Annotated in this window: 24 protein-coding genes and 1 pseudogene; 21 read left to right on the top strand and 4 right to left on the bottom strand. The window is 43.8% G+C overall.

Annotated features, from left to right (window positions below):
• Nucleotides 1-48 precede the first annotated feature (48 nt).
• The 6 genes from MHI35_RS17860 (at nucleotide 49) to MHI35_RS17835 (ending at nucleotide 5,479) form a co-directional block, all read left to right on the top strand.
• The gene (locus tag MHI35_RS17860) at nucleotides 49-1,359 is read left to right on the top strand and encodes a PTS sugar transporter subunit IIC (RefSeq protein WP_335349537.1); all 1,311 of its coding nucleotides are present in this window, start codon (nucleotides 49-51) and stop codon (nucleotides 1,357-1,359) included.
• 14 nt (nucleotides 1,360-1,373) lie between these two features.
• On the top strand, nucleotides 1,374-2,438 hold the full coding sequence (gene uxuA / locus MHI35_RS17855; RefSeq protein WP_211062706.1) for a mannonate dehydratase: 1,065 nt from the start codon (nucleotides 1,374-1,376) through the stop codon (nucleotides 2,436-2,438).
• The gene (locus tag MHI35_RS17850) at nucleotides 2,435-3,868 is read left to right on the top strand and encodes a glycoside hydrolase family 1 protein (RefSeq protein ID WP_224925610.1); all 1,434 of its coding nucleotides are present in this window, start codon (nucleotides 2,435-2,437) and stop codon (nucleotides 3,866-3,868) included. The genes uxuA and MHI35_RS17850 overlap by 4 nt, the downstream gene beginning before the upstream one ends.
• A 12-nt stretch (nucleotides 3,869-3,880) precedes the next feature.
• Nucleotides 3,881-4,204 carry a PTS sugar transporter subunit IIB gene (locus MHI35_RS17845; protein ID WP_012011735.1) on the top strand — a complete coding sequence of 108 codons (324 nt, stop codon included), beginning with the start codon at nucleotides 3,881-3,883 and terminating at the stop codon, nucleotides 4,202-4,204.
• A gap of 19 nt (nucleotides 4,205-4,223) precedes the next feature.
• The gene (locus MHI35_RS17840; RefSeq protein WP_024423898.1) at nucleotides 4,224-4,553 is read left to right on the top strand and encodes a PTS lactose/cellobiose transporter subunit IIA; all 330 of its coding nucleotides are present in this window, start codon (nucleotides 4,224-4,226) and stop codon (nucleotides 4,551-4,553) included.
• Between the two features lie 65 nt (nucleotides 4,554-4,618).
• On the top strand, nucleotides 4,619-5,479 hold the full coding sequence (locus MHI35_RS17835; protein ID WP_211062703.1) for a polysaccharide deacetylase family protein: 861 nt from the start codon (nucleotides 4,619-4,621) through the stop codon (nucleotides 5,477-5,479).
• A 920-nt stretch (nucleotides 5,480-6,399) separates the two neighbouring features.
• Here MHI35_RS17835 and fosB read toward each other — a convergent pair.
• The 4 genes and pseudogenes from fosB to MHI35_RS17815 form a co-directional block, all read right to left on the bottom strand.
• Nucleotides 6,400-6,795 (bottom strand): annotated as a pseudogene (gene fosB / locus MHI35_RS17830) (metallothiol transferase FosB); the annotation flags it as partial.
• 46 nt (nucleotides 6,796-6,841) lie between these two features.
• A complete protein-coding gene (gene ribD / locus MHI35_RS17825; RefSeq protein WP_335349538.1) occupies nucleotides 6,842-7,933 on the bottom strand; it encodes a bifunctional diaminohydroxyphosphoribosylaminopyrimidine deaminase/5-amino-6-(5-phosphoribosylamino)uracil reductase RibD in 1,092 nt (363 codons plus the stop codon).
• Nucleotides 7,920-8,681 (bottom strand): GTP cyclohydrolase II, encoded by a 762-nt coding sequence (locus tag MHI35_RS17820; protein ID WP_144520009.1) that lies wholly within the window; start codon nucleotides 8,679-8,681, stop codon nucleotides 7,920-7,922. Before MHI35_RS17820 ends, ribD begins: the two co-directional genes overlap by 14 nt.
• Entirely contained in the window at nucleotides 8,659-9,552 is an 894-nt protein-coding gene (locus MHI35_RS17815) for a VOC family protein (protein ID WP_144520012.1), read from the bottom strand. Before MHI35_RS17815 ends, MHI35_RS17820 begins: the two co-directional genes overlap by 23 nt.
• Before the next feature lie 176 nt (nucleotides 9,553-9,728).
• Between MHI35_RS17815 and MHI35_RS17810 the strand changes: the two genes are divergently transcribed.
• The 15 genes from MHI35_RS17810 (at nucleotide 9,729) to cydC (ending at nucleotide 26,223) form a co-directional block, all read left to right on the top strand.
• Complete coding sequence (locus MHI35_RS17810; protein ID WP_224925607.1) at nucleotides 9,729-10,061, top strand: winged helix-turn-helix transcriptional regulator; 333 nt, start codon at nucleotides 9,729-9,731, stop codon at nucleotides 10,059-10,061.
• Nucleotides 10,062-10,431: 370 nt separating this feature from the next.
• Nucleotides 10,432-10,890, top strand: a complete 459-nt coding sequence (locus MHI35_RS17805; RefSeq protein WP_144520018.1) for an NEAT domain-containing protein — start codon at nucleotides 10,432-10,434, stop codon at nucleotides 10,888-10,890.
• 20 nt (nucleotides 10,891-10,910) lie between these two features.
• Nucleotides 10,911-11,564, top strand: coding sequence for a heme uptake protein IsdC (gene isdC / locus MHI35_RS17800; protein ID WP_335349539.1), 654 nt, complete (start codon nucleotides 10,911-10,913; stop codon nucleotides 11,562-11,564).
• 18 nt (nucleotides 11,565-11,582) lie between these two features.
• A complete protein-coding gene (locus MHI35_RS17795) occupies nucleotides 11,583-13,406 on the top strand; it encodes an NEAT domain-containing protein (protein WP_335349540.1) in 1,824 nt (607 codons plus the stop codon).
• A 75-nt stretch (nucleotides 13,407-13,481) separates the two neighbouring features.
• Entirely contained in the window at nucleotides 13,482-14,369 is an 888-nt protein-coding gene (gene isdE / locus MHI35_RS17790; protein WP_224925603.1) for a heme ABC transporter substrate-binding protein IsdE, read from the top strand.
• Between the two features lie 33 nt (nucleotides 14,370-14,402).
• A complete protein-coding gene (locus MHI35_RS17785) occupies nucleotides 14,403-15,389 on the top strand; it encodes a FecCD family ABC transporter permease (RefSeq protein ID WP_144455244.1) in 987 nt (328 codons plus the stop codon).
• On the top strand, nucleotides 15,376-16,146 hold the full coding sequence (locus MHI35_RS17780) for an ABC transporter ATP-binding protein (protein WP_335349541.1): 771 nt from the start codon (nucleotides 15,376-15,378) through the stop codon (nucleotides 16,144-16,146). The genes MHI35_RS17785 and MHI35_RS17780 overlap by 14 nt, the downstream gene beginning before the upstream one ends.
• A 26-nt stretch (nucleotides 16,147-16,172) precedes the next feature.
• Complete coding sequence (gene srtB / locus MHI35_RS17775; protein ID WP_335349542.1) at nucleotides 16,173-16,925, top strand: class B sortase; 753 nt, start codon at nucleotides 16,173-16,175, stop codon at nucleotides 16,923-16,925.
• Nucleotides 16,926-16,943: 18 nt separating this feature from the next.
• The gene (locus MHI35_RS17770; RefSeq protein WP_144520033.1) at nucleotides 16,944-17,882 is read left to right on the top strand and encodes an ABC transporter substrate-binding protein; all 939 of its coding nucleotides are present in this window, start codon (nucleotides 16,944-16,946) and stop codon (nucleotides 17,880-17,882) included.
• A complete protein-coding gene (locus MHI35_RS17765; protein WP_144455253.1) occupies nucleotides 17,879-18,892 on the top strand; it encodes a FecCD family ABC transporter permease in 1,014 nt (337 codons plus the stop codon). The genes MHI35_RS17770 and MHI35_RS17765 overlap by 4 nt, the downstream gene beginning before the upstream one ends.
• Before the next feature lie 7 nt (nucleotides 18,893-18,899).
• Nucleotides 18,900-20,015 (top strand): heme oxygenase, encoded by a 1,116-nt coding sequence (isdG, locus tag MHI35_RS17760; protein WP_417894687.1) that lies wholly within the window; start codon nucleotides 18,900-18,902, stop codon nucleotides 20,013-20,015.
• A 330-nt stretch (nucleotides 20,016-20,345) separates the two neighbouring features.
• Nucleotides 20,346-21,761 carry a cytochrome ubiquinol oxidase subunit I gene (locus MHI35_RS17755; protein ID WP_012011720.1) on the top strand — a complete coding sequence of 472 codons (1,416 nt, stop codon included), beginning with the start codon at nucleotides 20,346-20,348 and terminating at the stop codon, nucleotides 21,759-21,761.
• Entirely contained in the window at nucleotides 21,748-22,764 is a 1,017-nt protein-coding gene (gene cydB / locus MHI35_RS17750) for a cytochrome d ubiquinol oxidase subunit II (RefSeq protein WP_012011719.1), read from the top strand. The genes MHI35_RS17755 and cydB overlap by 14 nt, the downstream gene beginning before the upstream one ends.
• Entirely contained in the window at nucleotides 22,764-24,500 is a 1,737-nt protein-coding gene (cydD, locus tag MHI35_RS17745; protein ID WP_335349544.1) for a thiol reductant ABC exporter subunit CydD, read from the top strand. Before cydB ends, cydD begins: the two co-directional genes overlap by 1 nt.
• Complete coding sequence (gene cydC / locus MHI35_RS17740) at nucleotides 24,490-26,223, top strand: thiol reductant ABC exporter subunit CydC (protein WP_211062696.1); 1,734 nt, start codon at nucleotides 24,490-24,492, stop codon at nucleotides 26,221-26,223. Before cydD ends, cydC begins: the two co-directional genes overlap by 11 nt.
• Nucleotides 26,224-26,237: the final 14 nt, after the last annotated feature.

Below are 26,237 nucleotides of genomic sequence, written 5' to 3'. Positions count from 1 at the left end.
ATCAAAAAGGAGGATGATCACGAGTTTTTGCAAAGGGGGAGACAGATCATGAGCTTCAAAGAGAAAGCAGCGGACGTCATGGGGAATGTGGCTTATCGCATCACGAATCAGAAATATATTATGGCGATTAAACAGGCATTTGTCACACTGATGCCAATCATCATTACAGGAGCTTTTGCTGTATTAGTGGCAAATATGATTATGAGCCCAGAAACAGGGCTTGCTCATTTTGAGATGTTCAGATTTTTAGCGGAGCTTCAGCCAATTATGAAGGCAATCAATTATGCCACGCTGAACTTTTTAACGATTGGGGCTGTGTTTCTCATCGGAATAGAGCTTGGGAAAATCAACGGGCACAAGTCCCTGTTCCCAGGACTGATGGCATTGATTTCATTTATATCTGTTATTCCAACGACACTTCTTCTTGAAGTGGATGGATCAATGCGTGAAGTTGTAGATGTACTGGCAAGGCAATTTTCCGATCCAAAAAGTTTATTTTTAGGGATGATCATTGCGATCGTATCTGTAGAAATTTTTTGTAAGCTGACTAAGGTGAAATGGTTACAAATTAAGATGCCAGATTCTGTTCCATCAAATGTGGCAACATCTTTTTCGTCACTTTTTCCTTCGATCATTACGATTACGATCATTAGTTCCTTCGGCTTTGCATTTTATCGTTTGACAGGCATTTATTTGCATGAAGCAGTGTATAACGTGGTGCAACGCCCGCTAGAAAGTGTTGTACAGGGTCTGCCGGGAATTTTAACCTTGATGTTTGTGGCGCAATTTTTTTGGGTGATCGGCATCCATGGCAACCAGATGATCAAACCGATCCGGGAGCCACTCTTATTAGGGTCGATCGCAGTAAATATGACAGCATTTCAAGAAGGAAAAGAGATTCCGAATATCATCACGATGCCATTTTGGGATGTGTATATGAGCATCGGTGGTTCAGGTGTGACCATTGGGCTTTTGATTGCGATTTTTATTGCTGGAAGAAGGGAAGAGATGCGAAGTATTGCCAAGCTCTCATCTGGTCCAGGTCTCTTCAATATCAATGAACCCGTTATTTTTGGCTTACCTGTCATGTTAAACCCTGTGATGGCAATTCCATTTATCGTCACACCTCTTGTGACAGGAACGATTGGTTACATTGCGACAGCTACAGGGTTTGCTGGAAAAGCCGTCGTGATGGTGCCGTGGACGACACCACCGATCGTGAATGCATGGCTGTCCACCGCTGGCAGCATGGGGGCTGTCATCACACAGCTCATCTGTATTGTGGTCGCAGTCTTCATCTATTTGCCATTTGTTCTCTTGTCTAACCGCAAACCAGAAGCTGCACCCGATTCAGAATAAAAGGAGTGACATGAATGAACATGCAATTCAGGTGGTACGGAGAGGATGATCCCGTATCACTCGCCCATATACGTCAAATTCCAGGCATGAAAGGTATTGTGAGTGCCGTCTATGATGTCCCGGCTGGTGACCTGTGGCCTGAGGAAAGGATTGCTCATGTAAAAGAACAGATTGAGAGACATGATCTCTCCTTCGAGGTTGTCGAAAGTCTTCCTGTCCATGAAGACATCAAACTTGGTAGACCAAAGAGGGACGTTTATATCAAGCATTATCAAGAAAACATTCGACGATTAGCGAAGCACGGTGTGAAAGTCATTTGTTATAACTTCATGCCTGTCCTCGATTGGACACGAACGCAGCTGGACTTTTCATTGGCAGATCGATCGACGACCCTTGCCTATTCTCAGCATCAACTAGAACAAATGGACATTGAGAAAGACCCATTTTCGCTGCCCGGATGGGATACCTCTTATACACAGGAGGAAGTGAAACAATTGATGGCTGATTACAGGGAGCTTGGGGCAGAAAGACTATTCGAGAACTTGTCTTATTTTCTACAACATATCATTCCGGTGGCAGTGGAAGAAAAGATCAACATGGCACTCCATCCAGATGACCCTCCCTGGGATATTTTCGGACTGCCTCGTATTGTCAGTCATGAAAAGCAGTTGGATCGTATTCTTCAGATCGATGGACGCTCTCAACACGGTTTTACGTTTTGCTCTGGTTCTCTCGGCTGTCATGCGCAGAACGATGTCCCATCACTTGCGCGTAAATATGCGAAAAAAGGACGCATCCACTTTGCTCATTTACGCAATGTTCTCGTGCATAAAAATGGTGATTTTGAAGAGGCAGCGCACCTTTCATCAGCAGGAAGTCTCGATATGGGGGCAATTGTGAAGGCTTTGTATGAAGAGGGATTTGCTGGTTATGTCCGTCCAGATCATGGGCGTATGATCTTTGGCGAGACAGGCAGGCCTGGCTATGGTTTATATGATCGGGCGCTTGGGGCTATGTATTTGCAGGGAATGTGGGAAGGACTTCACGTTCAAACGAGGAAAGAGGATGTGGCGACATGAACAGAATTGAGATTCCAAGAGATTTTATCCTAGGCGCTGCGGCCTCTGCTTGGCAAACGGAGGGATGGAAGGGAAAGAAAGCGCATCAGGACTCGTACATCGATTTATGGTATAAGAACGGATATCACGTATGGCACGAAGGATATGGGCCGGCTGGTGCGACGAACTTTTACGAGCGCTATCCAGAAGATGTAGCCCTCATGAAAGAGATCGGCCTGACTCATTATAGGACATCGATCAATTGGTCGAGATTTTTTATCGATTACGAGAAGGGGATTGTGGATGAGGACTATGCTCGTTACATTGATGATTTGATCAATGAATTAATCGCAGCAGGTGTAGAGCCGATGTTTTGCTTAGAGCATTATGAGCTTCCAGCCGTGCTGCTTGAAAAGTACGGCGGATGGTCATCAAAGCACGTCGTCGAGCTGTTTATTCTCTATGCGGAAAAGGTGTTTGAGCGATATGGAGACAGGGTCAAGCATTGGTTTAGCTTTAATGAACCGATTGTTGTCCAAACACGCGTGTACCTAGATGCTATCCGTTACCCCTTTGAGCAAAATACGAAGAAATGGATGCAGTGGAATTATCATAAAGCGCTGGCAACAGCAAAAGTGGTGAAGCTTTTTCGAGAGATGGGTTTGAAGGAATCAACAGGTGCAAAAATTGGGGTAATTCTCAATCCAGAAGTGACGTATGCAAGATCTTCTGCTCCGCATGATCAAGAAGCGGCACGGATATATGATTTGTTTTTCAATCGAGTGTTCTTAGATCCCTCCATCAAAGGGGAGTATCCAGAGGAATTGCTCGATCTGTTGAAAAAGCATGATATTCTTTTCGATGCGACAGAGGAAGAGCTTCAGGTCATCAAGAATTATACGGTCGATGTCGTCGGGCTCAACTTATACTATCCGCATCGAGTCAAGGCGCCGAGTAAGGCGTGGAATGAGCACACACCATTTCATCCGTCTTATTATTACGATATGTTTGAGCTACCAGGAAGAAAAATGAATCCATTCAGAGGCTGGGAAATCTACCCGGACATTGTCTATGATATGGGCATGAGAATAAAAGAAGAATACGGAAATATTGAGTGGTTTGTGGCCGAAAACGGCATGGGTGTAGAAAAGGAAGAACGGTTTAAAAAAGAAGACGGTATCATCGATGATCAGTATCGCATTTCCTTTATCAGCCAGCATTTGAAACGGGCACTTCAAGCGAAAGCAGAAGGCTCAAATTGCACGGGCTATATGCTGTGGGCTTTTACGGATAATGTATCGCCGATGAATGCCTTTAAAAACCGCTACGGATTAGTCGAAATCCAGCTTGAGAATGAACGGAATCGCCAGTTGAAAGCATCAGCGTATTGGTACCAGACATTAATTAAAACAAGGGAACTGAAGGTCGAAACAGAAGTCAACTATCGATAGGAGTGTTGGGATATGAAACGAATCATTCTCGCTTGTGCCGCAGGAATGTCGACGTCCATTGTCGTGTCCAAAATGAAGGCAGCCGCAGAAGCTAAGGGACTGGAATATGATATATACGCCATACCTGAAGGGGCTATTGCGGATGAATTAGAAGAGCATGGAGAAGATGTGCAGGTGATTTTACTTGGACCGCAAGTAAGCTTTATGAAAAAGGCAGCAGAAAAAACAGCGGCACCTTATCAAATACCTGTTGATGTCATCAATGTGAAATTATACGGAACAGCGAACGGAGAAAAAATACTAGAACATGCTCTGAAACTAGCAAATGAATCTTAAGTAATTGGAGGAGAAGCAGATGACGGTATTAGAGGAAATGCAGGGAGCGGCCTTTCAAATCATTGCTCATGCAGGCGAGGCAAGAAGCCATTATGTCGAAGCCATTCGTCTAGCAAGAGCTGATGATTTTGAAAAAGCACAGCAGTTGATTGAAAAAGGAGAGGAAGCGTTTCGAAGCATCCACAACCTGCACTTGTCGCTGATCCAAAAAGAGGCGGCAGGTGAGCAGCTTCCCTTTTCTCTACTGCTAATACATGCAGAAGATCAAATGCTCACAACAGAGACCATTCATCTGCTTGCCATCGAAATGATTGAAATGTGTAAAAAAATGAACACCCTATCAAAATAGATATCAGCTAGTAACCAATTTCTGTTATAATCATTCGATAGATAGAGAGAAAGCAGGATTGGTGAATGAAAAAAACATGTATGTTGATGACGGTTGGTCTTTTGGCGCTGCTCATTTCGGGCTGTATGGGAATGAAGGAGCGAACGGAAGGAAACCAGCAAGTGGTCAAAGAGGAAAAGGGTCCATTACGGTTAAAAGAAACAGAAGAGATTCAGCAGGAAGAAGCGATAGAGATTGATACACAAAGCTGGATTGAGCAAAAGGAGCCGGTAGAGCTTCCGATTTTGATGTATCACAGCATCTCCAGCGGTAACTCGCTGCGTGTACCAAAGAGCGAGTTTGCGGCTCATATGAAATGGCTGAAGGACAACGATTATGTCACGCTGTCGCCAGAAGAAGCGTACCGCGTCTTCACAACAAATACGAAGCCAAGTGAGAAGTGTGTCCTCATTACATTCGATGATGGATATACCGATAACTATACAAAGGCATTTCCGATTTTAAAGCAGTATGGAATGAAGGCAACGATTTTCATGATTGAGCAATCCATTGGCCGCCAGAACCATTTAACGGATGAACAAATGGATGAAATGATCGCAAATGGGCTATCAATTGAGAGTCATACCATTCATCATTTAGAGCTCAATCGTTTATCAAAGGAGCAGCAGAAAGAGGAATTAAAAGGATCAAAGGCATTCTTTGATCAACGTTTTGCTCAGCGTACGAGAATGGTCAGCTATCCTGTCGGGCGCTATAACGAAGACACGCTAAGACTGGCGAAGCAAGCCGGTTATCAAATGGCTGTCACCACTGAACCAGGACATGCGAAGAAGGAACAGGGCATGATGTCCTTACACCGTGTTCGCGTGTCACCGGGACTTTCACCCGAAAGCTTTGGCAGGTTGGTAGAAGGGAATGAACGATAAATGTTTCACATGAAACATTTTACGACAAGTTTCATGGTTTGAATAAAACTTGTTTTGGACTTATAGATTCAAGGAGGGGAAGGAATCAGTTTTGTCATCCACTGATTCCTTTTTATTTAACTAAACTAGGTCATACAGTTGCCAATAGAAAGTAAGGGGGCGGTACATAAGAATTTTAAGTGATATAGATTGTTGTTCGGTGTACTTGATAAAAACAGCAAAATTCATTTCATACATTACAGTCCTTAGAAATTTTTACACTTAAAGGTTTAAAAAGTGTGCTTATCTATGGTAACAAATTGATACTTATGATAACATGTAATTGCACAAGTTTTTTGTTCAACTCGGACTAAGTTGAACTAGTTTTCAAACTGAAGCACGAGAGCTTCAAGGTGAATTTCTTGAATGTCACCATATAACTGAAAAGAAATTTAATTTGAGCACTCGGCTGACTACCGTGTGCTTTTTCTATGTATACATTTTTAACTTGAGGAATACACTGAGATAAAATGAAAAAAATAAAGTAGCCCTCCAAAAGCAGAAACGAGATAGAACCAGCATTACCTTGACTAGGGGTAATGAAGGTGCTACTTTATTTTTTATTATCATCTTAAGGGTTAATTCAGAACGGTCTCTTATCTATCATCCATGTTATGAACTGGACTAGAGTTCTTATCGAATTTAAGATAAGAAACCAAAGCTTGTACTTGCAGGTGCAAGCTTCTTTCTTTTTGTTCTTGCGTCTCTCAACGCGTGAATGCACAAGTTTTGTTCTCAAACTGACCCCTCCTTTCTTGGCATAAAAACACCTTTATTACAGAAGGGGGGAGGACTATCAATTACTTTACGTTTCCATGTATATTTTACCATTATGTCCATAAAATTACGAATAGCACCATGTTGTTTCCTCTTATTTTTTATCACTCATTAAAAAATTCCATATGTGCTTTTTCTTGCTTGTCATAATCGATTCGATCTTTCATGGTCCCTGTATGAAACTCAAATTTATGTCCATCAGGGTCCGTAAAGTAGATCGACTGATGATCCTTTTCATCTCTTGGGCGACTTGGCAAGGTGTTGACGTTCAAATGTTTTAGCTTGTTGTACATGTGATCTATATCTTTTACATCGATTGAAAAAGCGATGTGTGTGTAAGAGTGCTGGATGTCTTGACGAGGAATGTCCTTTTCCACATTCAGGGCAAGCCTTAACCCGTTTAAGTCAAAGTAAGCTGTCTCTTTTCCTTTTACTAATAAAGTGGCGTCAAATAATTTGGTGTAAAAATCAATTGAGGTTTCTAAATCAGAAACAGAAAAATGCCAATTGAAAAAGCCTGTAGACGGGGTCTACAAGCTTTTTTGTTTATTGATAAACGGGATAGCCCGTTATTTTGATATCTTTCCCTAGTGTTTCTACTGAGAGTTGATCGAGTTCAATGGCGTCACTCATGAGACGTATGCCTTCGCCTCCGAAAAAGGAGGGAGACAGCCTTCCGCCAATCAGTTTAGGTGCCATATAAATGACCAATTTATCTACAAGCTGCTGTTCTAAAAATGAAGCATTGATCTGGCCGCCGCCTTCAATCATGAGGGAGGAGACATTTTTTTTTCCCAGCATTTGAAGCACTTCTTGCAGGGGCACCCGCGTCTGGCTGTCTGTTACAAAGACGCTGACGCCGGCTGCTTCTAAAGCGGCTCGTTTTTCCTCATCGGCTTGCTTTGTTGTAAAGATCCATGTAGGTGCCATTTGATCAGTGACGATTTTTGCTGTCAGCGGTGTTGAGAGCTTAGAGTCTAAAACCATTCGAATCGGATGATGCCCATTTGGAATCCGTGCAGTTAGTGAAGGGTCGTCATGAATAACCGTTTGAGCACCGACCAAAATCGCATCATTGATACTGCGGATATGATGAGCATCATGACGGGATGTTTCAGATGTAATCCATTTGCTGTCAGACGTAGCAGACGCAATTTTTCCGTCTAAGGTAATACCTGCCTTGAGCGTCACGAAAGGTGTTTTTTTCGTAATAAAATGATTGAACACTTCATTCATGAGAATGGATTCCTGTTCAAGTACGCCTGTAATCACTTGGATGCCAGCATCTTGTAAAATGGCAATCCCGCGGCCAGCGACAAGCGGGTTCGGGTCAAGAGCCGCCACGACAACGGTTTCGACGCCTGCTTTCACAAGTGCTTCCGCACAAGGACCTGTACGGCCATGGTGGGAACAAGGCTCTAGGGTCACATAGATGGTGGCTCCTTTTGCCTTGTCACCAGCCATTTTAAGTGCATGAATTTCAGCATGTGGTTCACCGGCTTTCATGTGAGCACCGACACCTACAATTTCATTCTCTCGCACAATCACAGCCCCGACGAGCGGGTTTGGAGATGTCTGACCTTTCATTGCCCGTGCATTTTCAAGTGCTAGATTCATATATCGCTCATGATGTGGCAATCGTATGCACCTCTTGATCCGCCTTCATGTGACCCGAGCGGTTAATTTTTGTCTGCAAGTATTTTTCATTGAACTCAGAGACATCACCCCAAAGTGGAATCCGTCCAGAAAGAGAAAGGCCTGCATGGCTGATGGCATCTGTTTTTTTTGGATTATTGGTAATGAGTCTGACCGGTTTTGTACGAAGAGTTTGAAGAACCGCGATGGCTTCTTCATATTGACGCGTGTCATCTTCAAAGCCAAGTGCTTCGTTTGCTTCTACTGTATCGTAGCCGTTTTCTTGAAGGATATAGGCCATGGCTTTCGTGAAAAGTCCAATACCGCGGCCTTCATGGTTGGCTAAATAAAACAGGGCACCTGCGCCATTGTCCTCAATCATTCGCATGGACTGCTTCAATTGGAATCCGCAGTCACAGCGCTTGCTTCCGAAAATATCACCGGTATGGCAAATGGAATGCATACGGATAAGGGCTTCGTCAGCGTGCTCGAAATCTCCATACACTAGCACGCTTGACTGCTGCTGATCAGCAAGCTGGCGGGACGAGAGGCTTTCAATTAAAGCTTCATCTGACAATGGCTCTAATCCATCGTCTTTTAACCATGAATACCAGTTGAACATCACCGTTCTGCCGTCTAAATTCACTGGCAATTTAATGGGTCCAGTGATATATATATACCCGTCTTCTTGCTGTACTCGTTTGATTTTATCTTTTAAAATGGCTGTTTTAAGATCTGTGTGTTTGTCCATATTCTGCACCTTCTTTTTTGTCTGTTTCTTCAATCTGTAAACGAACGAGAACGCCAAATGGATCAACAAATTCGTTACTTTTCCCTATTGTTTTCACTTGAGTGCCTGCTTTTGTTAAGCGCTCAACGACGGACTGTCTGTCTGCTTCTCTTGGGAATACGAGTGTATAGCTTCTAATGCCTGAAAAGCGTGGATCAATGGCTCCCTTTCGTCCGCGTCCCCAAGCATTAAAGGCAAGGTGATGGTGATACACACCAGCGGCGATAAATACGCTTGCTGGTGGAGCCATTCGGATATGAAAACCGAGCGTATTGACATAAAAGGAATCAGCTTCTTCTGGGTTCAGATGGAAATGTAAGTGTCCCATCACGGTACCAGCCGGAAGTCCTTCCCACGTCGTATCAGCGGCTTCTTGCAGGAGACCATCTCCATCAAGAGGTGCATTTCCGCCACCTTTCAGTTCTCCATGCTCACCTACCCAAACGTCCTCAGGGCGATCAGCATATATTTCTACGCCAATGCCGTCAGGATCACTTAAATAAATGGCTTCACTGAAAAAGTGATCGCTTGCTCCAATTAAAGGATAGCCTTTTTTGATCACATGTGCCAGCCATGTGCCCAGGTTTTTTCTGGTAGGTAATAAAACAGCAAAATGATAAAGTCCTGGCTCGTGATCAGGCTTCTCCTTGAGCTGTGCATCTTCTTTTAACAAAAGAATGGGTTCCTTTGCATTGCTGCCAAGTGTCACTGTGGAATCTGTCTTTTTTAATATAGAAAATCCTAAAATGTCTGTATAAAAAGGTAAAGAACGCTCAAAGCTGGATACATGTAACTCTGTTACACCCAATCTTAGTTCCTCAATTGTCTTCAAGCTCGGTCATCTCCTTCATGATATATGCATCGGCATGTTCAAATGTTTTTGAAAATCTATAAAAATGAATACCTTGTTACTTTTAGTAACTAAAATATATAATAGTTAGTGACTTATTTCAAGTAATTAATTATGTTATAATGAAAAAAAGAGAGAAAAGCGGGAGGGAGTAAGGTATGGCTCAAGAAGATGGCTGTCCAATCACAGATGCCATGGAGATTCTAGGCAAGAAGTGGGTCATTCTCATCATCAATCAGCTTCTGACAGGCCCTAAGCGTTTCTGTCAGCTTGAAAATGAAATGAACATCAGTGGCAGATTATTATCTGAAAGGCTGAAGGATTTAGAGGCTGAAGGACTTGTTGAGAAAAACGTATACCCTGACATTCCAGTACGGATTGAATACGAATTAACAGCGCAAGGGAAGAAAGTAGAGCCGATTATTCGTGAAATGTATGCTTGGTCTTTAGAACGTAAAAACAGCAAAAAAGAGGAACATGTCCCATCCTAATCGATTTCGATCAGTCTGTCTGATCGAAATTTTTTTGTGCGATTTTCCAGAAATCTAAGTCAATAGTATGAAAAATGATGTTGACAATAAATTCACCCATCATATAAGATCAAGAAGAAGAGGGTTCTTTTCCCTGTAATGGAATGGAGGTCATGCCATGGAATCATGAATGGGACAGATTGCCTAAAACACGTGTCAATACATCATTTAGAAACAGACATCTTTGGCTTTTAAGAAGCAAAGATTTATTTTTTCAACTCAATTGATAATGATTATCATAATCATCTATAAGTGTGATCCAGCGCTTATGAAGGTTATTTTTTTTATTGTCTGTTGAGAATAATTATCAATATCATTTAGGAGGGTTCATATGAAAGTCATTCGTTCAACATCACACGCATTATTGCTTTTTAGTTTTGTTCTATTATTTGCTCTAGCCCCAATTAGCTCAGCCTCAGCGGCTGGCTTAGCAGATGGTCAACATTCAGCACAATATGTGGTATGGAAGGCAGATAGCGATTCGACTTCAACAGCGAATACGTATTTTGAAAAACCAGCCAAGCTTGTCGTGAAGGATGGAAAAATCAAAGCACAAGTTACGTTAACAAATAGTTCTTGGATCACTAGCTTTAAAACACTTGAGCAAGGTGTCTACAAAAATGCGAAGGTGATCAGTACAAACACAGCTGCGAATAAGAGAACAGTAGAATTCAACGTGAACAGCCTGACAGAAGTCGTACCAGCAAAAGTGAGCGTCACTGTACCTGCCATCGGATATACAGGTAATTACGACATCCGACTCAAGTTTGATGCAGCATCTGTTCAATAAAAAGGGAGGAAATTCGCTTGATGAAAAAAATGATGAGGCTATCAGTCTTCATGACCGCTTTATTATTGGTATTCATGCTGCCTTTTTCAAACGCACAGGCTGCCACTTTAAAGGATGGTACATACTCCGTCAACTATAATGTGCTCAAGGCTGAAGGAAATGCGGTCTCCATGGCAAATGATTACTGGCTGAAGCCAGCAAAAGTGATTGCAAAAAACGGGAAGTTGACAGTACAAATGACCATTAAAAATAGCAGCTGGGTGACAGAATTTAAAGTGCCTGGAAATGGCGGCTATGTCGATACAACGGTTCTCTCAACCAATAAAAAAGCCAACACAAGGATTGTTCAGTTCCAAGCTCAGAGCTTGTCTAAACCAATCAAATCAAAAATTCATGTCACTGTAAAATCTGCTGATTATGATCATGATTATACCATTCAGCTGAAATTTGATGAGAGCAGCATGAAATCACTTTCGTCTAACAGCACAAACAAATCAGCGGGTGAAGCAGAAAATCAGCAGCCAGCAAAAGAATCAACGAAAACATCTGATTCATCCACGACAAAACAAGAAGAGAATCCTCAAACTGGTGATTCAAACCAGATAGGATGGCTCCTTGTTCTTGCTCTATGCTCAGGCGGATTTTTAGCAAGAAAGTGGATCATCAAGCATTAAGGAAGGAAGTGTCACCATTTGAAACGTCTTTTACATCTAAAGGTAGCCATTCTGTTCGTTTTATTCAGTTTGTTGACTGCATTTCAGATTCCTCAGGGAACGGCTCAAGCTGCATCATTTGTTGATGGTGAATACACAGTTGGATTCACTGTTTTAAAAAATGGCAGCACTGAAGCGTCCATGATGGATACGTATACAGAAAAGCCAGCTAAGCTGATTGTGGAAAATGGCAAAACGACTGCCTATGTCACACTGAAGCAAAGCAAAGAGATTACAGATTTCAAGGTCGAACAAAATGGCAATCTTGTCACCACTGAAACCGTTAGTGAGGATGAAACTGCCAATACACGTGTGATTAAATTTGATGTTGCCGACTTATCAGCCAAATTAAACGGCTGGGTGAAAATTTACTGGGATTTAGGCGGCCTTATTTATGACGAAGCATATGACGTACAGCTTGCATTCGATCAAAGCAGCCTAACGCTCGTTACTCCTGCAAAGCCGAACGATAGCGAAACAAAGCCAGATGACCAAACTGGCACAAAGCCGGACGATAGCGAATCAAAGCCAGATGACCAAACTGGCACAAAGCCAGACGATAACGAAACAAAGCCGGATGATCAAACTGGCACAAAGCCAGACGATCAGCAGACGACACCAGGTAATAATAATGGCACAAAACCAGTGGATTCTACGCAAAATCAACTGAAAGATGGCGAGTACCGCATCAATTACAGTGTGCTTAAAGGGGATGAGGATGAGTCATCTCGGATGAACCAATATTTCTCACATCCTGCATCCTTAACCATCAAAAATGGAAAACGAACCATCTCCTTTACGGTGAAAGACGATACGTCTGTCGCTTCCTTGAAAACAGAGAAAAACGGTTCTTATCAAGAAGTGAAGACTGTCAGTACAGATAAAGCAAAGAACACAAGAGTGGTGTCATTTGATGTCGCAGATTTGAAAAAAGCGGTCAAAGGAAAAGTACACGTTGTCGTAGCAGCCGCTCACTATGAGCAAACCTACGATATTCGTTTTCAATTCGATGCAAAGAGTATCGAGCCAATTAAAGGCGGACAGGTAGAGGAAGAAACACCTGCTACACCTACACCAGAAACACCAAAACCAAACACACCATCACCAGAAACAAATAACGGCGGAGCTGCTCAAGAGACAGCTCAGCTTAAAGACGGTGTATACAAGCTTCCTTTCTCTATGAAAAAAGCAGACAAGGATGAGCTTTCTCGTATGAACGATTACGTCGTGAGCCCTGCGACACTGGTTGTGAAAAATGGCCGTCATTTCGTTTCATATACAGTGAAGAATAGCTCAGCCATTACGTCCTTCCAAGTAGGAACAGGTGGCAAGTTTGAGGAGACGCATGTTGCAAAAACAGATCAAAAATCAGATACACGAGTGATTCAATATGAAGTCAAAAGCTTAAGTACGGCTCAGGCAGCACGCGTAAAAATTGATCTTCCGGCTGCGAATTATCATGAGCAGTACGATGTCAAACTTGTCTATGACACGAAAGGAATTGCTCTTGGCGAAGGAAGTGGGATTCGATCGGTCATTGGTGACGATGAGAGTATCGGCTTTGTTAAAAATCCAAATGATCGCGATTCTCAACCAAATCAACCGAATCAACTTGAGAATTTAGTGCCAGAGGAAACAGGTGCAGAGCAGTTAACTTTTACTCCATCAGATGACCAAACCAAGTCTGAGACTGGACAACTGAATCCAAAAACAGGAGATACCTCTCTTCTTTGGGTGTATATTCTTTTATTCGGCGGGTCATTATTCGTCCTCGTTAGAAAGTATCAAACAAGAACAAGATAAATGATTTAGTTGAAGTGAGATGCGCCGAGATCATCGACGCATCCACTCTCTTTTTTCGAAAGGGGGCTTCTGTTTTTGAAGCATCGAATGTTATGTACCTTGATCGCTGCCCTCGGTGTGTGCGTGATCTTATCAGGCTGCTCACAGTCAGCTGAAAGCTCAGCAAAAAGCAAAAAAAGCGTAGAATCAAATGCGCGCATTGTGGCAACGACTGTAGCCGCTGTGGAGATCATGGATGCCTTAGAGATCGATCTTGTCGGGGTGCCAACTAGCCAAAAATCCTTGCCAGCTCGTTATAAAGGACTGCCGGAAGTCGGTAATCCAATGAGCCCAGACATGGAAATCATCCAATCACTTCAACCGACAGATGTCCTGTCTGTGACAACCCTTCAATATGATTTAGAGACACCCTTTCAGCAAGCAGGTGTCCCTGCTACATACTTAAATCTCGAGAGCATGGCTAACATGGAGAAGGCGATCACGAAGCTCGGAGATCAGTATGACAGAAAGAAACAAGCCAAGCGCATCGTGACTGATTTTGAACAAAAAAAGAAAGACATACAAGAGAAGACGAAGGGAAAACGAAAGCCATCCGTTCTGATTTTGCTTGGTGTACCAGGCAGTTATTTGGTGGCGACAGAGCATTCATATATTGGTGATCTTGTACGTATCGCAGGCGGAGAGAACATTGTCAAAGGTGAGAAAATGGAGTATTTGGCTTCCAATACGGAGTATTTACAAAAAGCCAATCCAGATATCATCCTCCGGGCCGCACATGGGATGCCAGATGAAGTCGTCCGCATGTTTGATCAAGAATTTAAATCAAATGACATTTGGAAGCATTTTCATGCAGTCAAGCAAAACCGGGTGTATGACCTCGAAGAAAGCTTATTCGGGACAACAGGCAATTTAAAGGCAGCAGAAGCATTAGATGAACTAACGCGTATGCTGTATCCGTCATAAGCGGCGAATCTGAATGATAAAAGGACGTTTAAGATGAAAAAAACAGGGATTTTATTTCTGACAGTCAGTGTCTTACTAGTGTGCGTGTTTATTTATTCCGCCATTACTGGGAGCATTCATGTCACCCCGATTGAATTATTGGAAGGGCTCATCACCGGTCAACATGCACAGGTAGAAATCATTAAAGATCTCAGAATTCCTCGCATGCTCATTGCCATGTTTACAGGGGCCGCCTTATCAGTCTCCGGTGTACTGCTACAGTCGGTCATGAGGAATCCATTAGCTGATGCCGGCGTCATTGGGATTTCATCAGGAGCCAGCTTCTTTTCTTTAATGGCCATAACAGCACTTCCTCAATTTTATTTCTACTCTCCTTTATTTTCGGTGTTAGGCGGAGCCATTGCGTGTTTCCTCGTGTATGTTCTGTCTTGGAAGGGTGGATTAAGCCCCATCCGTATGATTTTGGTTGGGATCGCCATCAATGCCATGTTTACTGGAATGGCTGAAGCATTTGTGACCATTTGCAGTTATTTCAATATCACGATCAATCAGTCAGGACAGTCGAATCTCACGATGAAAACGTGGGGAGATGTCCGTTTAATCGGAGTCTATGGTGTCGTCGGTCTTGTCGTAGCCCTTTTCTTTAGTAGGTGGTGTAACCTCTTGGCTCTTCAGGACAAGACAGCGAAAAATTTAGGATTGCGTGTGACCAGAATGCGCCTTTTAATTTCCATTACAGCTGTATTGCTTGCGGCGGTGACAGCAGCGGTAGCGGGCGTGATCGCGTTTGTCGGTTTGCTTATCCCGCACATTTCAAGAAGACTTGTCGGCTCGGATCACCGGGTACTCATTCCATTTTCTGCGTTAGGCGGGGCTTTGCTGATTCTAACGGCTGATACACTCGGCAGGACGCTTGTCGCGCCAAATGAAATTCCTGCTTCTACGATCATGGCCGTGATTGGCGGACCATTTCTGATCTTTTTACTAAGAAGGGGGGATCGTCTCCATGGACATTCGTGAGGTGTCATTCTCATATGACCAGCAGAAGGACATCGTTCAATCGGTCACAACAAAGATTGAAAAAGGGAAAATCACAACCATTATCGGTCCGAATGGCTCGGGTAAATCCACACTGCTTTCATTGATGGCGCATAACCATGCGCCAAACAAAGGGCAGATTCACTTAGACGGCCAAGCGCTGAATGCGTTTAAGCCAAAGGAACTGGCAAAAAAGCTCGCTGTCGTTCATCAGCAAAATGAAGCACCGCTTGATTTAACGATCGAAAGGGTCGTGGCATTCGGCAGAACGCCGTATCAGACGATGCGCGGAGGAGACAAGGAAGAGGATGAGAGAGCGATAGAGTGGGCGCTTTCTAGTACAAAGCTAACGGAAAAACGAAAGGTGCCGCTCGCCTCACTGTCAGGTGGTGAGCGGCAGCGAGTATGGATTGCGATGGCACTTGCGCAAAAAACGCCGATCCTTTTCTTAGACGAACCGACAACCTATTTGGATATCTACTATCAATTTGACATTCTTGAGCTGATCCGTGAGCTCAATGTCGTACATGGACTAACAATCGTTATGGTGCTGCACGACATGAATCAGGCTGTCCGCTACAGCGATGTCATCATTGCGATGAAGGATGGGCGTATTATCAGTGAAGGACAGCCAAACGATGTGTTAACAGAAGAGAATGTGCGGCACATTTATGATGTGTCCGTCACGATTAAACAGGATGAAGAAACAGGGATGTACATCGTACCTGTTGGTATATAAGCTGTGCAAAAAGCAGGTGAGACAGTGTGAAAAGAGGAAAACGGGTCTGGCAGCGGATGCTGACAATCGTCTGTTTAGGTGTATTCATTTATAGCGGTTCGGTCATTGGCTTAGAATTGTTCGGCTATTATCAAAATCGTCAGGTGCTTGCAAAGGCTCAGACGATGTACGGACATGAGCCAGGAATGAATGAACGCCGGAAGCCAGGAACCATTCGTACGTCATTTGATGAACTGCGGAAGGTAAACGACGACATTGTCGGCTGGATCAACATGAAGGACACAATGATTCAGTACCCAATCGTCCAATCTCGCGATAATGCGTTCTACTTAACCCGTAATTATTTAAAAAATGACACCAGGGTAGGCAGTATTTTTATGGATTATCGCAATGACGTCTTGCATGAAAGCCCGAATACTGTGGTGTACGGGCATCGAATGAGGGATGGGTCCATGTTCGCTGGACTCACAAACTATTTAAAAAAGGATTTCTTCGATGAACATCGGACATTTCAATACGATACGCTGTATCGAAGCTATGAGGCGGAGATTTTTGCCGTGTATGAAACAACGGTGGACTTCGATTATATTCAAACCGATTTTCAAGATCTTGGCGAATATGCGCACTACTTGCAAGCTGTGCGGAAAAAATCAATCTATCAAACGAAAACAGACGTGTCCACAGATGACCTCATCCTCACTCTATCGACCTGTGATCATGTGCTTGCACCGAAAAACGGGCGTCTCGTGGTACAGGCAAAGCTAAAGAAAGTTTACTAGAAAAGGAGAGACAGGCGGTTGAAATTCTCACATGTGATCTTCATGGGTCTTGTCTTGATGCTTCTCCTCGGCGGATGCAGTCAGGCAGCACCCGTAGAGAAAGGGAGCGGACAAGGTGCGCTGAAGATAAAGGACTTTGCCGGCAGAACACTGTCGTTTGAAAACTCCCCTCAGCGTATTGTCTCATTATCGACTGGAGACATGAGCATCCTATATGCCTTAGGAGGCGAGGTGGTCGGTCGTCCGTCCGCCGAATTACCAGAAAGCTTACAACAGGCTACATCTGTCCAAACAATTGGTACAACACATCAATTTGATGTAGAGCTCATCACAAGCTTAAAGCCCGATGTAGTACTTGGGAATGAACAATTAAACAGCAAGGACATCTCTACAATAGAAGGAATTGGTTCACAGCTTCTTTTGACAAGTGCCAATTCAGTAAAGGACATCCAGCGACAAATTACGTTATTCGGAGATTTGCTAGGAAAGCAGCAAAAGGCAAAAGCGCTTAACAAGCAAATCGATCAGCGGAAAAAGCAGGTCAAACAGTCTCAGAAAAAAGTGAAGACACTCGTTGTATACGGGGCACCTGGCACATATATGGCGGCGCTACCTCAATCCTTGAGCGGAGATTTACTGCACATCGCTGGAGGGACGAACATTGCGGAGAATGAACCGGCACTCGAGAAATTCCCTCAATACGCTCAAATCAATGCAGAGAAGGTCATCGAAGCTGATCCTGATCTTATCCTGCTTATGACTCACAGCAATCCTGAAGATGTGAAAGCTGGCTTTATGAGTGAAATGAAACAGAATGCCGCATGGCACGATGTGTCAGCCGTCAAACATGGACATGTCGAGATTCTGCCTAGTGATCTATTTGGGACGAATCCAGGTGCAGACGTGATGAGAGCGATTGATGAACTAGAGAAAAGATTGAAGCGATTGTCATCATGAAAATGAATGCAGAATTAGATTTTCAAAAAAGACAGTCGAGGCGAAGATGGCTGATACCTGGGCTGTTCATTTCGTTAGTTGTAGGTGCATGTCTAGGACTTGCATTAGGTTCTGTTCAATTAACAATGCAAGACTTACTGGCTGCTTTGACGGGCTCAGGTCAGCCTGTCCATGAGAAAATAGTGATGGATTTACGCCTGCCGCGCGTTCTCATCGGTTTCATCGTTGGGGCCTGTCTCGCAGCATCAGGGGCGATTTTACAAGGAGTCGTCCGAAATCCACTCGCTGACCCTGGCATCATCGGTGTGACAGCTGGCGGCGGATTGGCTGCTGTACTCAGCATGATCGTGTTTCCGCAATTCACGTATCTGCTCCCAGCCTCTGCTTTCCTTGGCGCTTTATTAGCGGCACTTGTGGTGTATATGCTCTCATTTGATCAAGGGGTTTCCCCGCTGAAGCTGATTTTGGCGGGAGTGGCAGTCAATGCCCTGCTTGGGGCGGTGATGAATGGGTTTATGGTGCTTTATAGTGAGCGTGTGCAGGCTGTCCTGCCTTTTTTATCAGGAGGATTAAATGGACGGAGCTGGCATCATCTAAGCTTCGTGTCGCCCTATGCGCTTGCTGGGTTGTGCCTTTGTTTTTTTGCCATCAAGCCGGCAAATCTTCTTTTGCTTGGCGACGAATCGGCTCAGCTACTCGGTCTCAGAGTAGAGCGCACCCGGTTTTTCTTAATTGCGCTAGCGGCACTTTTAGCTGGTGCAGCAGTAAGTGTGAGCGGCTTAATAGGCTTTGTCGGACTGGTCGTTCCTCATTTTATTCGTCTTTTGATTGGAGATGACTACCGGTACCTGCTGCCGATCTCGATGCTGGGCGGAGGCGTGCTTGTGGTTTTTGCAGATACAGCGGCAAGGGTATGGTTTACGCCAGTTGAACTGCCTGTCGGTATCTTGCTTGCGTGCATCGGTGCACCTTTCTTCCTCTATTTATTAAAAAAGAAAGGGAGGGGTTAAGTTGGATGTGATCGCTATGGAAGACGTGAGTCTCAGTCAAGGAGGCTTTCAGCTCTCATCTATATCAGCAGCTGTTCCTAAAGGAAGCGTGACAGGCATTATTGGACCGAATGGATCAGGGAAGTCGACTTTTATTAAAGCAGCCGCACGTCTTACATCAATCGAAAGTGGCATGATATACATTCACGATATACCGCAAAAAGAGATGACGGCTCAGGAGATTGCAAAGGAAATCGCCGTTCTCATGCAGACGAGGACAGCTATTCCATCTATGACCGTACGGGAGCTGGTCGCACTTGGACGCAGTCCGCATCGTTCGATCTGGAAAAAAAGCTCGAAGACAGATCAAGAAGCGATTGAGTGGGCGCTTGATGTGACCAATAGCCGTATCAATGAAAATAGAATGCTGCATACATTGTCTGGCGGTGAAAGGCAAAAAGCGTATATTGCGATGGCGCTCGCTCAGAAGACAGAGACGATTATTCTGGATGAGCCGACAACTTACTTAGATATTGCGCATCAGCTTGATTTACTAGAGCTACTCAAACAGCTGAATAAGATGCATGAAATCACCATTTTAATGGTTCTTCACGACCTGCAGCAGGCAGCAAAATATTGTGACCGCCTCATCGCGATGAAGCGTGGTCAGATTTATCAAATAGGGACACCAAAAGACGTATTAACAGAAAGCTTTTTCAAAGAGGTCTTTGGGATTCAGGCTGAGGTTCACTTAGACGGTGAGCATCCGCTGATTATTCCAATCGCTTCGATCCAACAACAAAAGGGAGATGAACAAAACATGATCATTGTTAATAACCAGGTAAGAGTAGAAAAAGGCAGTGCCGAACACCTCGTCAAACGTTTTAATAAGAAGGGACAAGTAGAATTCATGGAAGGATTTTTAGGCATGGAAGTCTGGGTCACACAGCAGACAACCGATTACGATGAAGTGACCATTCATACACGCTGGAATCGAAAAGAAGACTTTGTGAACTGGACAAAATCTCAGGCATTTGGTGATGCACATGCTCATGGAAAAGCGAAACCTGAAGGCCTATTGAAAAACAAAATTACGTACTATGAAGTACAAGTGACTAGACCGGCTTTACAGAAAAAAGCCTAAAAAAGAAACAAAGCGCTGCAGCTCACGTGTAGCGCTATTTTTTACGTTTTTTTACTTTCTGTCACATTTCTTTGACAAAGTATTCAAACAACTGACACAATACCATCCAATTTTTAGGTAAAATTTACTTTATTTTTGAAGCGTATGGGTGTAAAGTACAGGTATAAATAACTAACCGAATGAAAAGCAAGAGTAAAATTTCACCGAGTAAACCATTTCAAATAGGCTATTATTTGTGAACCATTGAACAAATAGTGAACGTTTTGTGAAGTGGTGAGCATAGATGTTTCGAATCATTCGGCATGTGAAAGTAAGGGAGGATGTAAGGCTGTGAGTGAGCTGTTTTTAGCAAGATTTCAATTTGCTTCAACGACATTATTTCATTTTATTTTTGTTCCTATGTCAATAGGTTTGGTGTTTATCGTTGCATTGATGCAGACCCTTTATGTCGTCAAGAAAAAAGAGATTTATAAAAAAATGGCGAAGTTTTGGGGTCATCTATTCCTACTCAATTTTGCAGTAGGTGTGGTGACAGGGATTCTCCAGGAATTCCAGTTTGGGATGAACTGGTCAGATTATTCAAGGTTTGTCGGTGATGTATTTGGTGCACCGCTTGCCATTGAAGCACTGCTCGCCTTTTTCCTTGAATCTACATTTATTGGACTTTGGATATTCGGCTGGGATCGCTTGCCGAAGAAGATTCATTTATTGTGTATTTGGCTTGTTTCAATTGGTACGATTTTTTCCGCGTTTTGGATTTTACTCGCCAACTCATTTATGCAAGAGCCAGTTGGATTTGTCATTAAAAATGGCCGTGCAGAAATGAATGATTTTGGCGCTCTTGTAACGAACCCGCAGCTTTGGGTTGAATTCCCGCACGTTCTGTTTGGTGCGCTGGCTACAGGTGCATTCTTTATTGCAGGAGTTAGTGCCTATAAAATGATCAAAAAACAAGAAATCGCCTTTTTCAAAAAATCATTTCAAATTGCGATGGTTCTCGCTTTAATTTCTGGCTTAGGTGTGGCGTTCTCTGGACATGATCAAGCGAAGCACTTAATGGAATCACAGCCGATGAAGATGGCAGCAAGTGAAGCCCTTTGGAAGGATAGTGGAGATCCAGCGGCTTGGACACTATTTGCCAACATTGATACAGATAAAAAAGAAAACTCTGCGGAGATCAATATTCCGTTTGCTTTAAGTTACTTGGCTTATTCGAAATTTAGTGGAGATGTGCCAGGCATGCTGTCCCTTCAAAAAGAATATGAAGCGAAGTTTGGCCCTGGAGACTACATTCCGCCAGTAAAAACAACCTTCTGGAGCTTTAGAATCATGGTTGGTGCCGGCATGCTGATGATTTTTGCCAGTATGATTGGCTTGTATTTAAGCTTTAGAAAAAAACTCGAAACGAACAAATGGTTTTTACGCTTCATGGTAGGGATGATTGCATTCCCGTTTATTGCGAACTCAGCTGGCTGGATCATGACCGAAATCGGGCGTCAGCCGTGGACGGTCTTTGGAATGATGACGACTGCTCAATCGATTTCACCAAACGTATCGTACGGCATGCTGTTATTCTCAGTCATTAGCTTTACGACGATTTATCTGATTCTTGCCATCTTGCTTGCCTACCTATTCATTCGTGAAATTAAAAAAGGTGCACATTCGGAAGAGGATACAGATCAAAAGGATGAAACGGACCTGTCTACAGATCCATTTGATGGAGGCGCATATCATGGCATATCTTAACGAGATTTGGTTTATTCTTGTCGCAGTATTGTTTGTTGGATTTTTCTTCTTAGAAGGATTTGATTTTGGTGTTGGGATGTCCATGCAGCTACTTGGAAAGGATGCGCACGAACGCCGCATTTTAATTAACACGATTGGACCTTTCTGGGATGCGAATGAGGTCTGGCTGATTACAGCTGGGGGCGCAATTTTCGCTGCTTTCCCGCACTGGTATGCCACGATGTTCAGTGGATACTATATACCGTTTGCGGTTCTCCTCTTAGCGCTCATCGGGCGCGGAGTTGCCTTTGAATTCCGAGGGAAGGTGGAGAAAGCCTCTTGGATCAAAGCATGGGACTGGGTCATCTTCTTTGGCAGTCTATTGCCACCGTTTTTACTCGGTGTGTTATTCACAAGTATTTTACGCGGGATGCCAATTGATCAAGACATGAACATGTACGCTGGTTTTACGGATTTTGTGAACCTTTATTCAGTGATTGGCGGATTAGCTGTAACGGTTCTTTGCCTTCTGCACGGATTGATTTTCGTCACACTTCGAACAGAGGGTGATTTAAGAGATCGTGCGAGAAAGCTTGGCAAGCGTGTCCTGCTGATTGCACTGCCTGTACTTGTCCTATTTGTTGGTGTATCTATCATGGAAACAGACATTTATACGGTACGCCCGATCATCACTATCCCGTTAACTGTTCTCATTGTGGTTTGTTACGTAGCGGCGCTATTCTTTATGAAAAAAGAACGTGATGGCTGGACATTCCTATTCACAGGTGCGGGCATTATGGTGACAGTGACGATGCTTTTCACTGCATTGTTCCCGCGCGTCATGATTAGTTCAATCAACCATACATTTGATCTGACCATTCAAAACGCTGCATCTGGATCTTATTCACTGACGGTCATGACGATTGTTGCCATTTCTTTGCTGCCCTTTGTGCTTGGGTATCAAATTTGGAGCTATTACGTCTTCCGTAAACGTGTAAGCGGTAAGGAGCCAATGACCTACTAATGGATAAACGTTTGCTTCAATTAAAAGGAATAAGAGGGCTTCTTGCCCTCTTAGGTATTGTGTCACTCATCCAAGGAGCAAGTATTATTTTCCAAGCACAATGGCTGGCACATGCCATTACTACGCTGTTTGACGGGAAAAGCCTTTCGCAGGCAACGCCTTATGTCCTGCTGTTTCTTGCTGCCTTTCTGGTGCGGCACGGTCTCACCTTGATTCGGGAGAAGGTCATGTTTACCTACTCTTCCCGAATTGGAGCAGACGTCAGAAAACAGCTGTTAGACCAACTCTTTCGTTTAGGCCCAGCTTTCACAAAGAAAAAGGGTACAGGAAAGCTTGTTACATTAGCGATGGAGGGAATTGCTCAATATCGTCAGTATTTACAGCTGTTTTTACCGAAAATGGTGAACATGGCAGTGATACCGGCAATGGTCCTCATCTATGTTTGGACATTAGACGACACATCTGCCGTCATTTTAATCGTGACGCTACCGATATTAATTATCTTTATGATTTTGCTAGGTCTTGTCGCTCAGCGTAAAGCGGCCAAACAATGGAGATCGTATGAGAAATTATCCAATCATTTTACTGATTCTCTCCGCGGCCTTGAAACGCTTCGTTACTTAGGCATTAGCAAAAACCATTCCCGTAATATTGGGGAAGTGTCAAAGCGATATCGAAAGGCGACCATGAGTACGCTGAAGGTCGCATTTCTTTCATCATTTGCGCTTGATTTCTTTTCCATGCTGTCGATTGCTACCGTCGCTGTCTTTCTTGGCTTGCGATTAATTGAAGGAGAGCTTCTCTTATTGCCGGCTTTGACAGCGCTTATGCTGGCACCAGAATATTTCCTGCCAGTACGTGAAGTGGGAAATGATTATCATGCCACGCTAAATGGAAAAGAAGCGAATGAAGCGATGCAGGTCATTTTAGAAGAAAAGGGCTTCCGCAGGCAGGAGACACAATCAGTGCAATTGAACGAGTGGAATGAACAGTCTGCACTCACCCTGTATGATGTGAGTGTCCAGCATGACGAACATGCCCCTTATTCGATTCAAGATGTAGACCTCACTGTCAAAGGGAAGAAGAAAATCGGAATCATTGGTGCCAGTGGTTCAGGGAAATCGACGTTAACCGATGTGCTCGGCGGCTTTGTTGAACCGACCTCAGGTCAAATCACACTAAACGGCAATCCGCTTGTGCATTTACAGATGAAGGAATGGCAAAAGGAAGTCGTCTATATGCCGCAGCACCCTTATTTATTTCACATGACATTAAGAGAAAACATTCGTTTTTATGAACCGCATGCAACAGATGAAGAAGTGGAAAGAGCTGCTAGTGAAGCTGGCTTATCTCAGCTCGTGGCACAGCTGCCAAATGGTCTTGATGAGGTCATTGGAGAACAGGGAAGAGGGCTAAGCGGCGGACAGGCACAAAGAATTGCGCTTGCGCGAACGGTGCTGGGCAAGCGATCCATTATGCTGTTAGATGAACCAACAGCACATCTCGATATTGAGACAGAGTATGAATTGAAGAAAACAATGCTTCCGCTGTTTGAAGATAGACTTGTGTTCTTAGCAACACATAGGCTCCATTGGATGCCAGACATGGATGAAATCATTGTCATGGATCAAGGAACGATTGCAGAAATGGGTACACATGAATCATTAATGCAAAGAAAAGGCGTGTATTATCAATTGGTACAGGAGCAAATGGGGGCGGTCACACATGGTAAGTAAAGGCTGGTTTATACCTTATATCAAGGAGAATCAGAAGCTGTTTGCGCTGGTTTTATTTCTAGGGGCAATTGCAGTATTCTCTGCTTCTATGCTGATGTATACGTCAGGATTTCTCATTTCAAAAGCTGCCACAAGACCTGAGAATATACTTATGGTCTACGTCCCAATTGTAGCTGTCCGTACCTTTGGTATTTCACGCTCAGCTGCCCGCTATGCAGAAAGATTGGCAAGCCACCAGCTCATTTTGACCATGATTGAAAAAATGCGTGTCCGCCTATATGACATGGCTGAACGAAGTGCGAAACAGACAAAGCTGGGTACAGGTGAATTGCTAGGACTCTTGTCAGATGATGTTGAGAGACTACAGGACGCCTATTTAAAAACCATCTTTCCATCCATCGGTGCACTGCTTTTATACGCCGCATCCATTGGGGCACTTGGTCTATTCTCGTGGCCTTTTGCTGGCTTGATGCTGATTTATATGGCACTTCTTGTATTTGTTTTCCCATACGTCACAGTGCTAGTGAACCGGGCGAGGCAAATTCAAATGAGAAAAGGCAGAAATGAACTGTACAGCCATTTAACAGATGCCGTCATGGGCGTGAGTGATTGGCTGTTTAGCGGCAGGCAGAAAGATTTTGTGGATGAATATGAAAAGAAAGAAGCGCAGCTGTTAGCGCTTGAAGCAGCCAAGCACCGATTTATCCGTCTGCGCCAGTTTTTGGCACAGCTTATCATTGGAGGAGCTGTTGTGCTTGTCGTGTATTGGAGCGGTTCCGTCGTCCAGTCAGGCTCGATGTCACACACCCTAATTGCAGCCTTCGTGCTTGTGCTTTTTCCGTTAACAGAGGCCTTTCTTCCACTTTCAGATGCAGCAGGTGATATTCCAGTCTATCAGCATGCTGTCAGCAGATTACATCATTATGAAAAGCTTTCGTATGAAGGAGAATCTGAGCGCAAGACAGTTGACCAGTCGGCTGTTTCTCAAGATAAAGCTGTTTCTTTTGAACAAGTGTCCTTTGGGTATGATTTGCACCAACCCGTGCTAAAGCATCTCTCATTTTCACTAAAGCAAGGGGAATCACTTGCTCTCTTAGGGAAAAGTGGCGCAGGAAAATCGACTATTTTGAAATTGTTAGAAGGAGCTTTCGTGCCAAATCAAGGAGCTGTCAGCATTCAGGGGAAATCGGTCGAAAGCATTCGAGAGAACGTGTCTACCTATGTGTCAGTGCTCAATCAGCAGCCGTATTTATTCGATACCTCTGTTTTAAACAATATTCGCTTAGGCTCTCCTCATGCGACAGAGGAACAAGTAAAAGAAGCAGCGAGACAAGTGCAGCTGCACGAGACCATCGAATCTTTGCCAGAGGGTTATCACACCGGAGTGCAGGAGACAGGGATTCGTTTTTCAGGTGGAGAAAGACAACGGATGGCGTTAGCCCGTATTTTGCTGCAAAACACCCCGATTGTTGTATTAGATGAGCCCACCGTTGGGCTTGACCCACGTACAGAGCGTGAGTTGCTTGAAACCATTTTCCGTGTGTTAAAAGGGAAAACGGTCATTTGGATTACCCATCATCTCACTGGCTGTGAGGCATGTGATCGCATTATGTTTATTGAAGATGGACAAATTGAGATGCAGGGGGAGCATCAGGAACTACTGAAAGAAAACCCGCGCTATCAAAAATTGTATGAGATGGATCGTCCGTTTTCTACAATATAAATAGATGAAATGAC

The sequence above is a fragment of the Bacillus sp. FSL K6-3459 genome (assembly GCF_038003305.1).
Classification (GTDB): domain Bacteria; phylum Bacillota; class Bacilli; order Bacillales; family Bacillaceae; genus Bacillus; species Bacillus pumilus_O.
Note: the sequence above shows the minus strand (reverse complement) of the source record. Positions and strands in the feature narration are given on the sequence as shown.

Bases quoted from the DNA above. Each gene is read 5' to 3' on its own strand.
- MHI35_RS17860 (WP_335349537.1), top strand. From the start codon at position 49: ATGAGCTTCAAAGAGAAAGCAGCGGACGTCATGGGGAATGTGGCTTAT.
- uxuA (WP_211062706.1), top strand. From the start codon at position 1,374: ATGAACATGCAATTCAGGTGGTACGGAGAGGATGATCCCGTATCACTC.
- MHI35_RS17850 (WP_224925610.1), top strand. From the start codon at position 2,435: ATGAACAGAATTGAGATTCCAAGAGATTTTATCCTAGGCGCTGCGGCC.
- MHI35_RS17845 (WP_012011735.1), top strand. From the start codon at position 3,881: ATGAAACGAATCATTCTCGCTTGTGCCGCAGGAATGTCGACGTCCATT.
- MHI35_RS17840 (WP_024423898.1), top strand. From the start codon at position 4,224: ATGACGGTATTAGAGGAAATGCAGGGAGCGGCCTTTCAAATCATTGCT.
- MHI35_RS17835 (WP_211062703.1), top strand. From the start codon at position 4,619: ATGAAAAAAACATGTATGTTGATGACGGTTGGTCTTTTGGCGCTGCTC.
- MHI35_RS17820 (WP_144520009.1), bottom strand. From the start codon at position 8,681: ATGGACAAACACACAGATCTTAAAACAGCCATTTTAAAAGATAAAATC.
- MHI35_RS17810 (WP_224925607.1), top strand. From the start codon at position 9,729: ATGGCTCAAGAAGATGGCTGTCCAATCACAGATGCCATGGAGATTCTA.
- MHI35_RS17805 (WP_144520018.1), top strand. From the start codon at position 10,432: ATGAAAGTCATTCGTTCAACATCACACGCATTATTGCTTTTTAGTTTT.
- isdC (WP_335349539.1), top strand. From the start codon at position 10,911: ATGAAAAAAATGATGAGGCTATCAGTCTTCATGACCGCTTTATTATTG.
- MHI35_RS17785 (WP_144455244.1), top strand. From the start codon at position 14,403: ATGAAAAAAACAGGGATTTTATTTCTGACAGTCAGTGTCTTACTAGTG.
- MHI35_RS17780 (WP_335349541.1), top strand. From the start codon at position 15,376: ATGGACATTCGTGAGGTGTCATTCTCATATGACCAGCAGAAGGACATC.
- MHI35_RS17765 (WP_144455253.1), top strand. From the start codon at position 17,879: ATGAAAATGAATGCAGAATTAGATTTTCAAAAAAGACAGTCGAGGCGA.
- cydB (WP_012011719.1), top strand. From the start codon at position 21,748: ATGGCATATCTTAACGAGATTTGGTTTATTCTTGTCGCAGTATTGTTT.
- cydD (WP_335349544.1), top strand. From the start codon at position 22,764: ATGGATAAACGTTTGCTTCAATTAAAAGGAATAAGAGGGCTTCTTGCC.
- cydC (WP_211062696.1), top strand. From the start codon at position 24,490: ATGGTAAGTAAAGGCTGGTTTATACCTTATATCAAGGAGAATCAGAAG.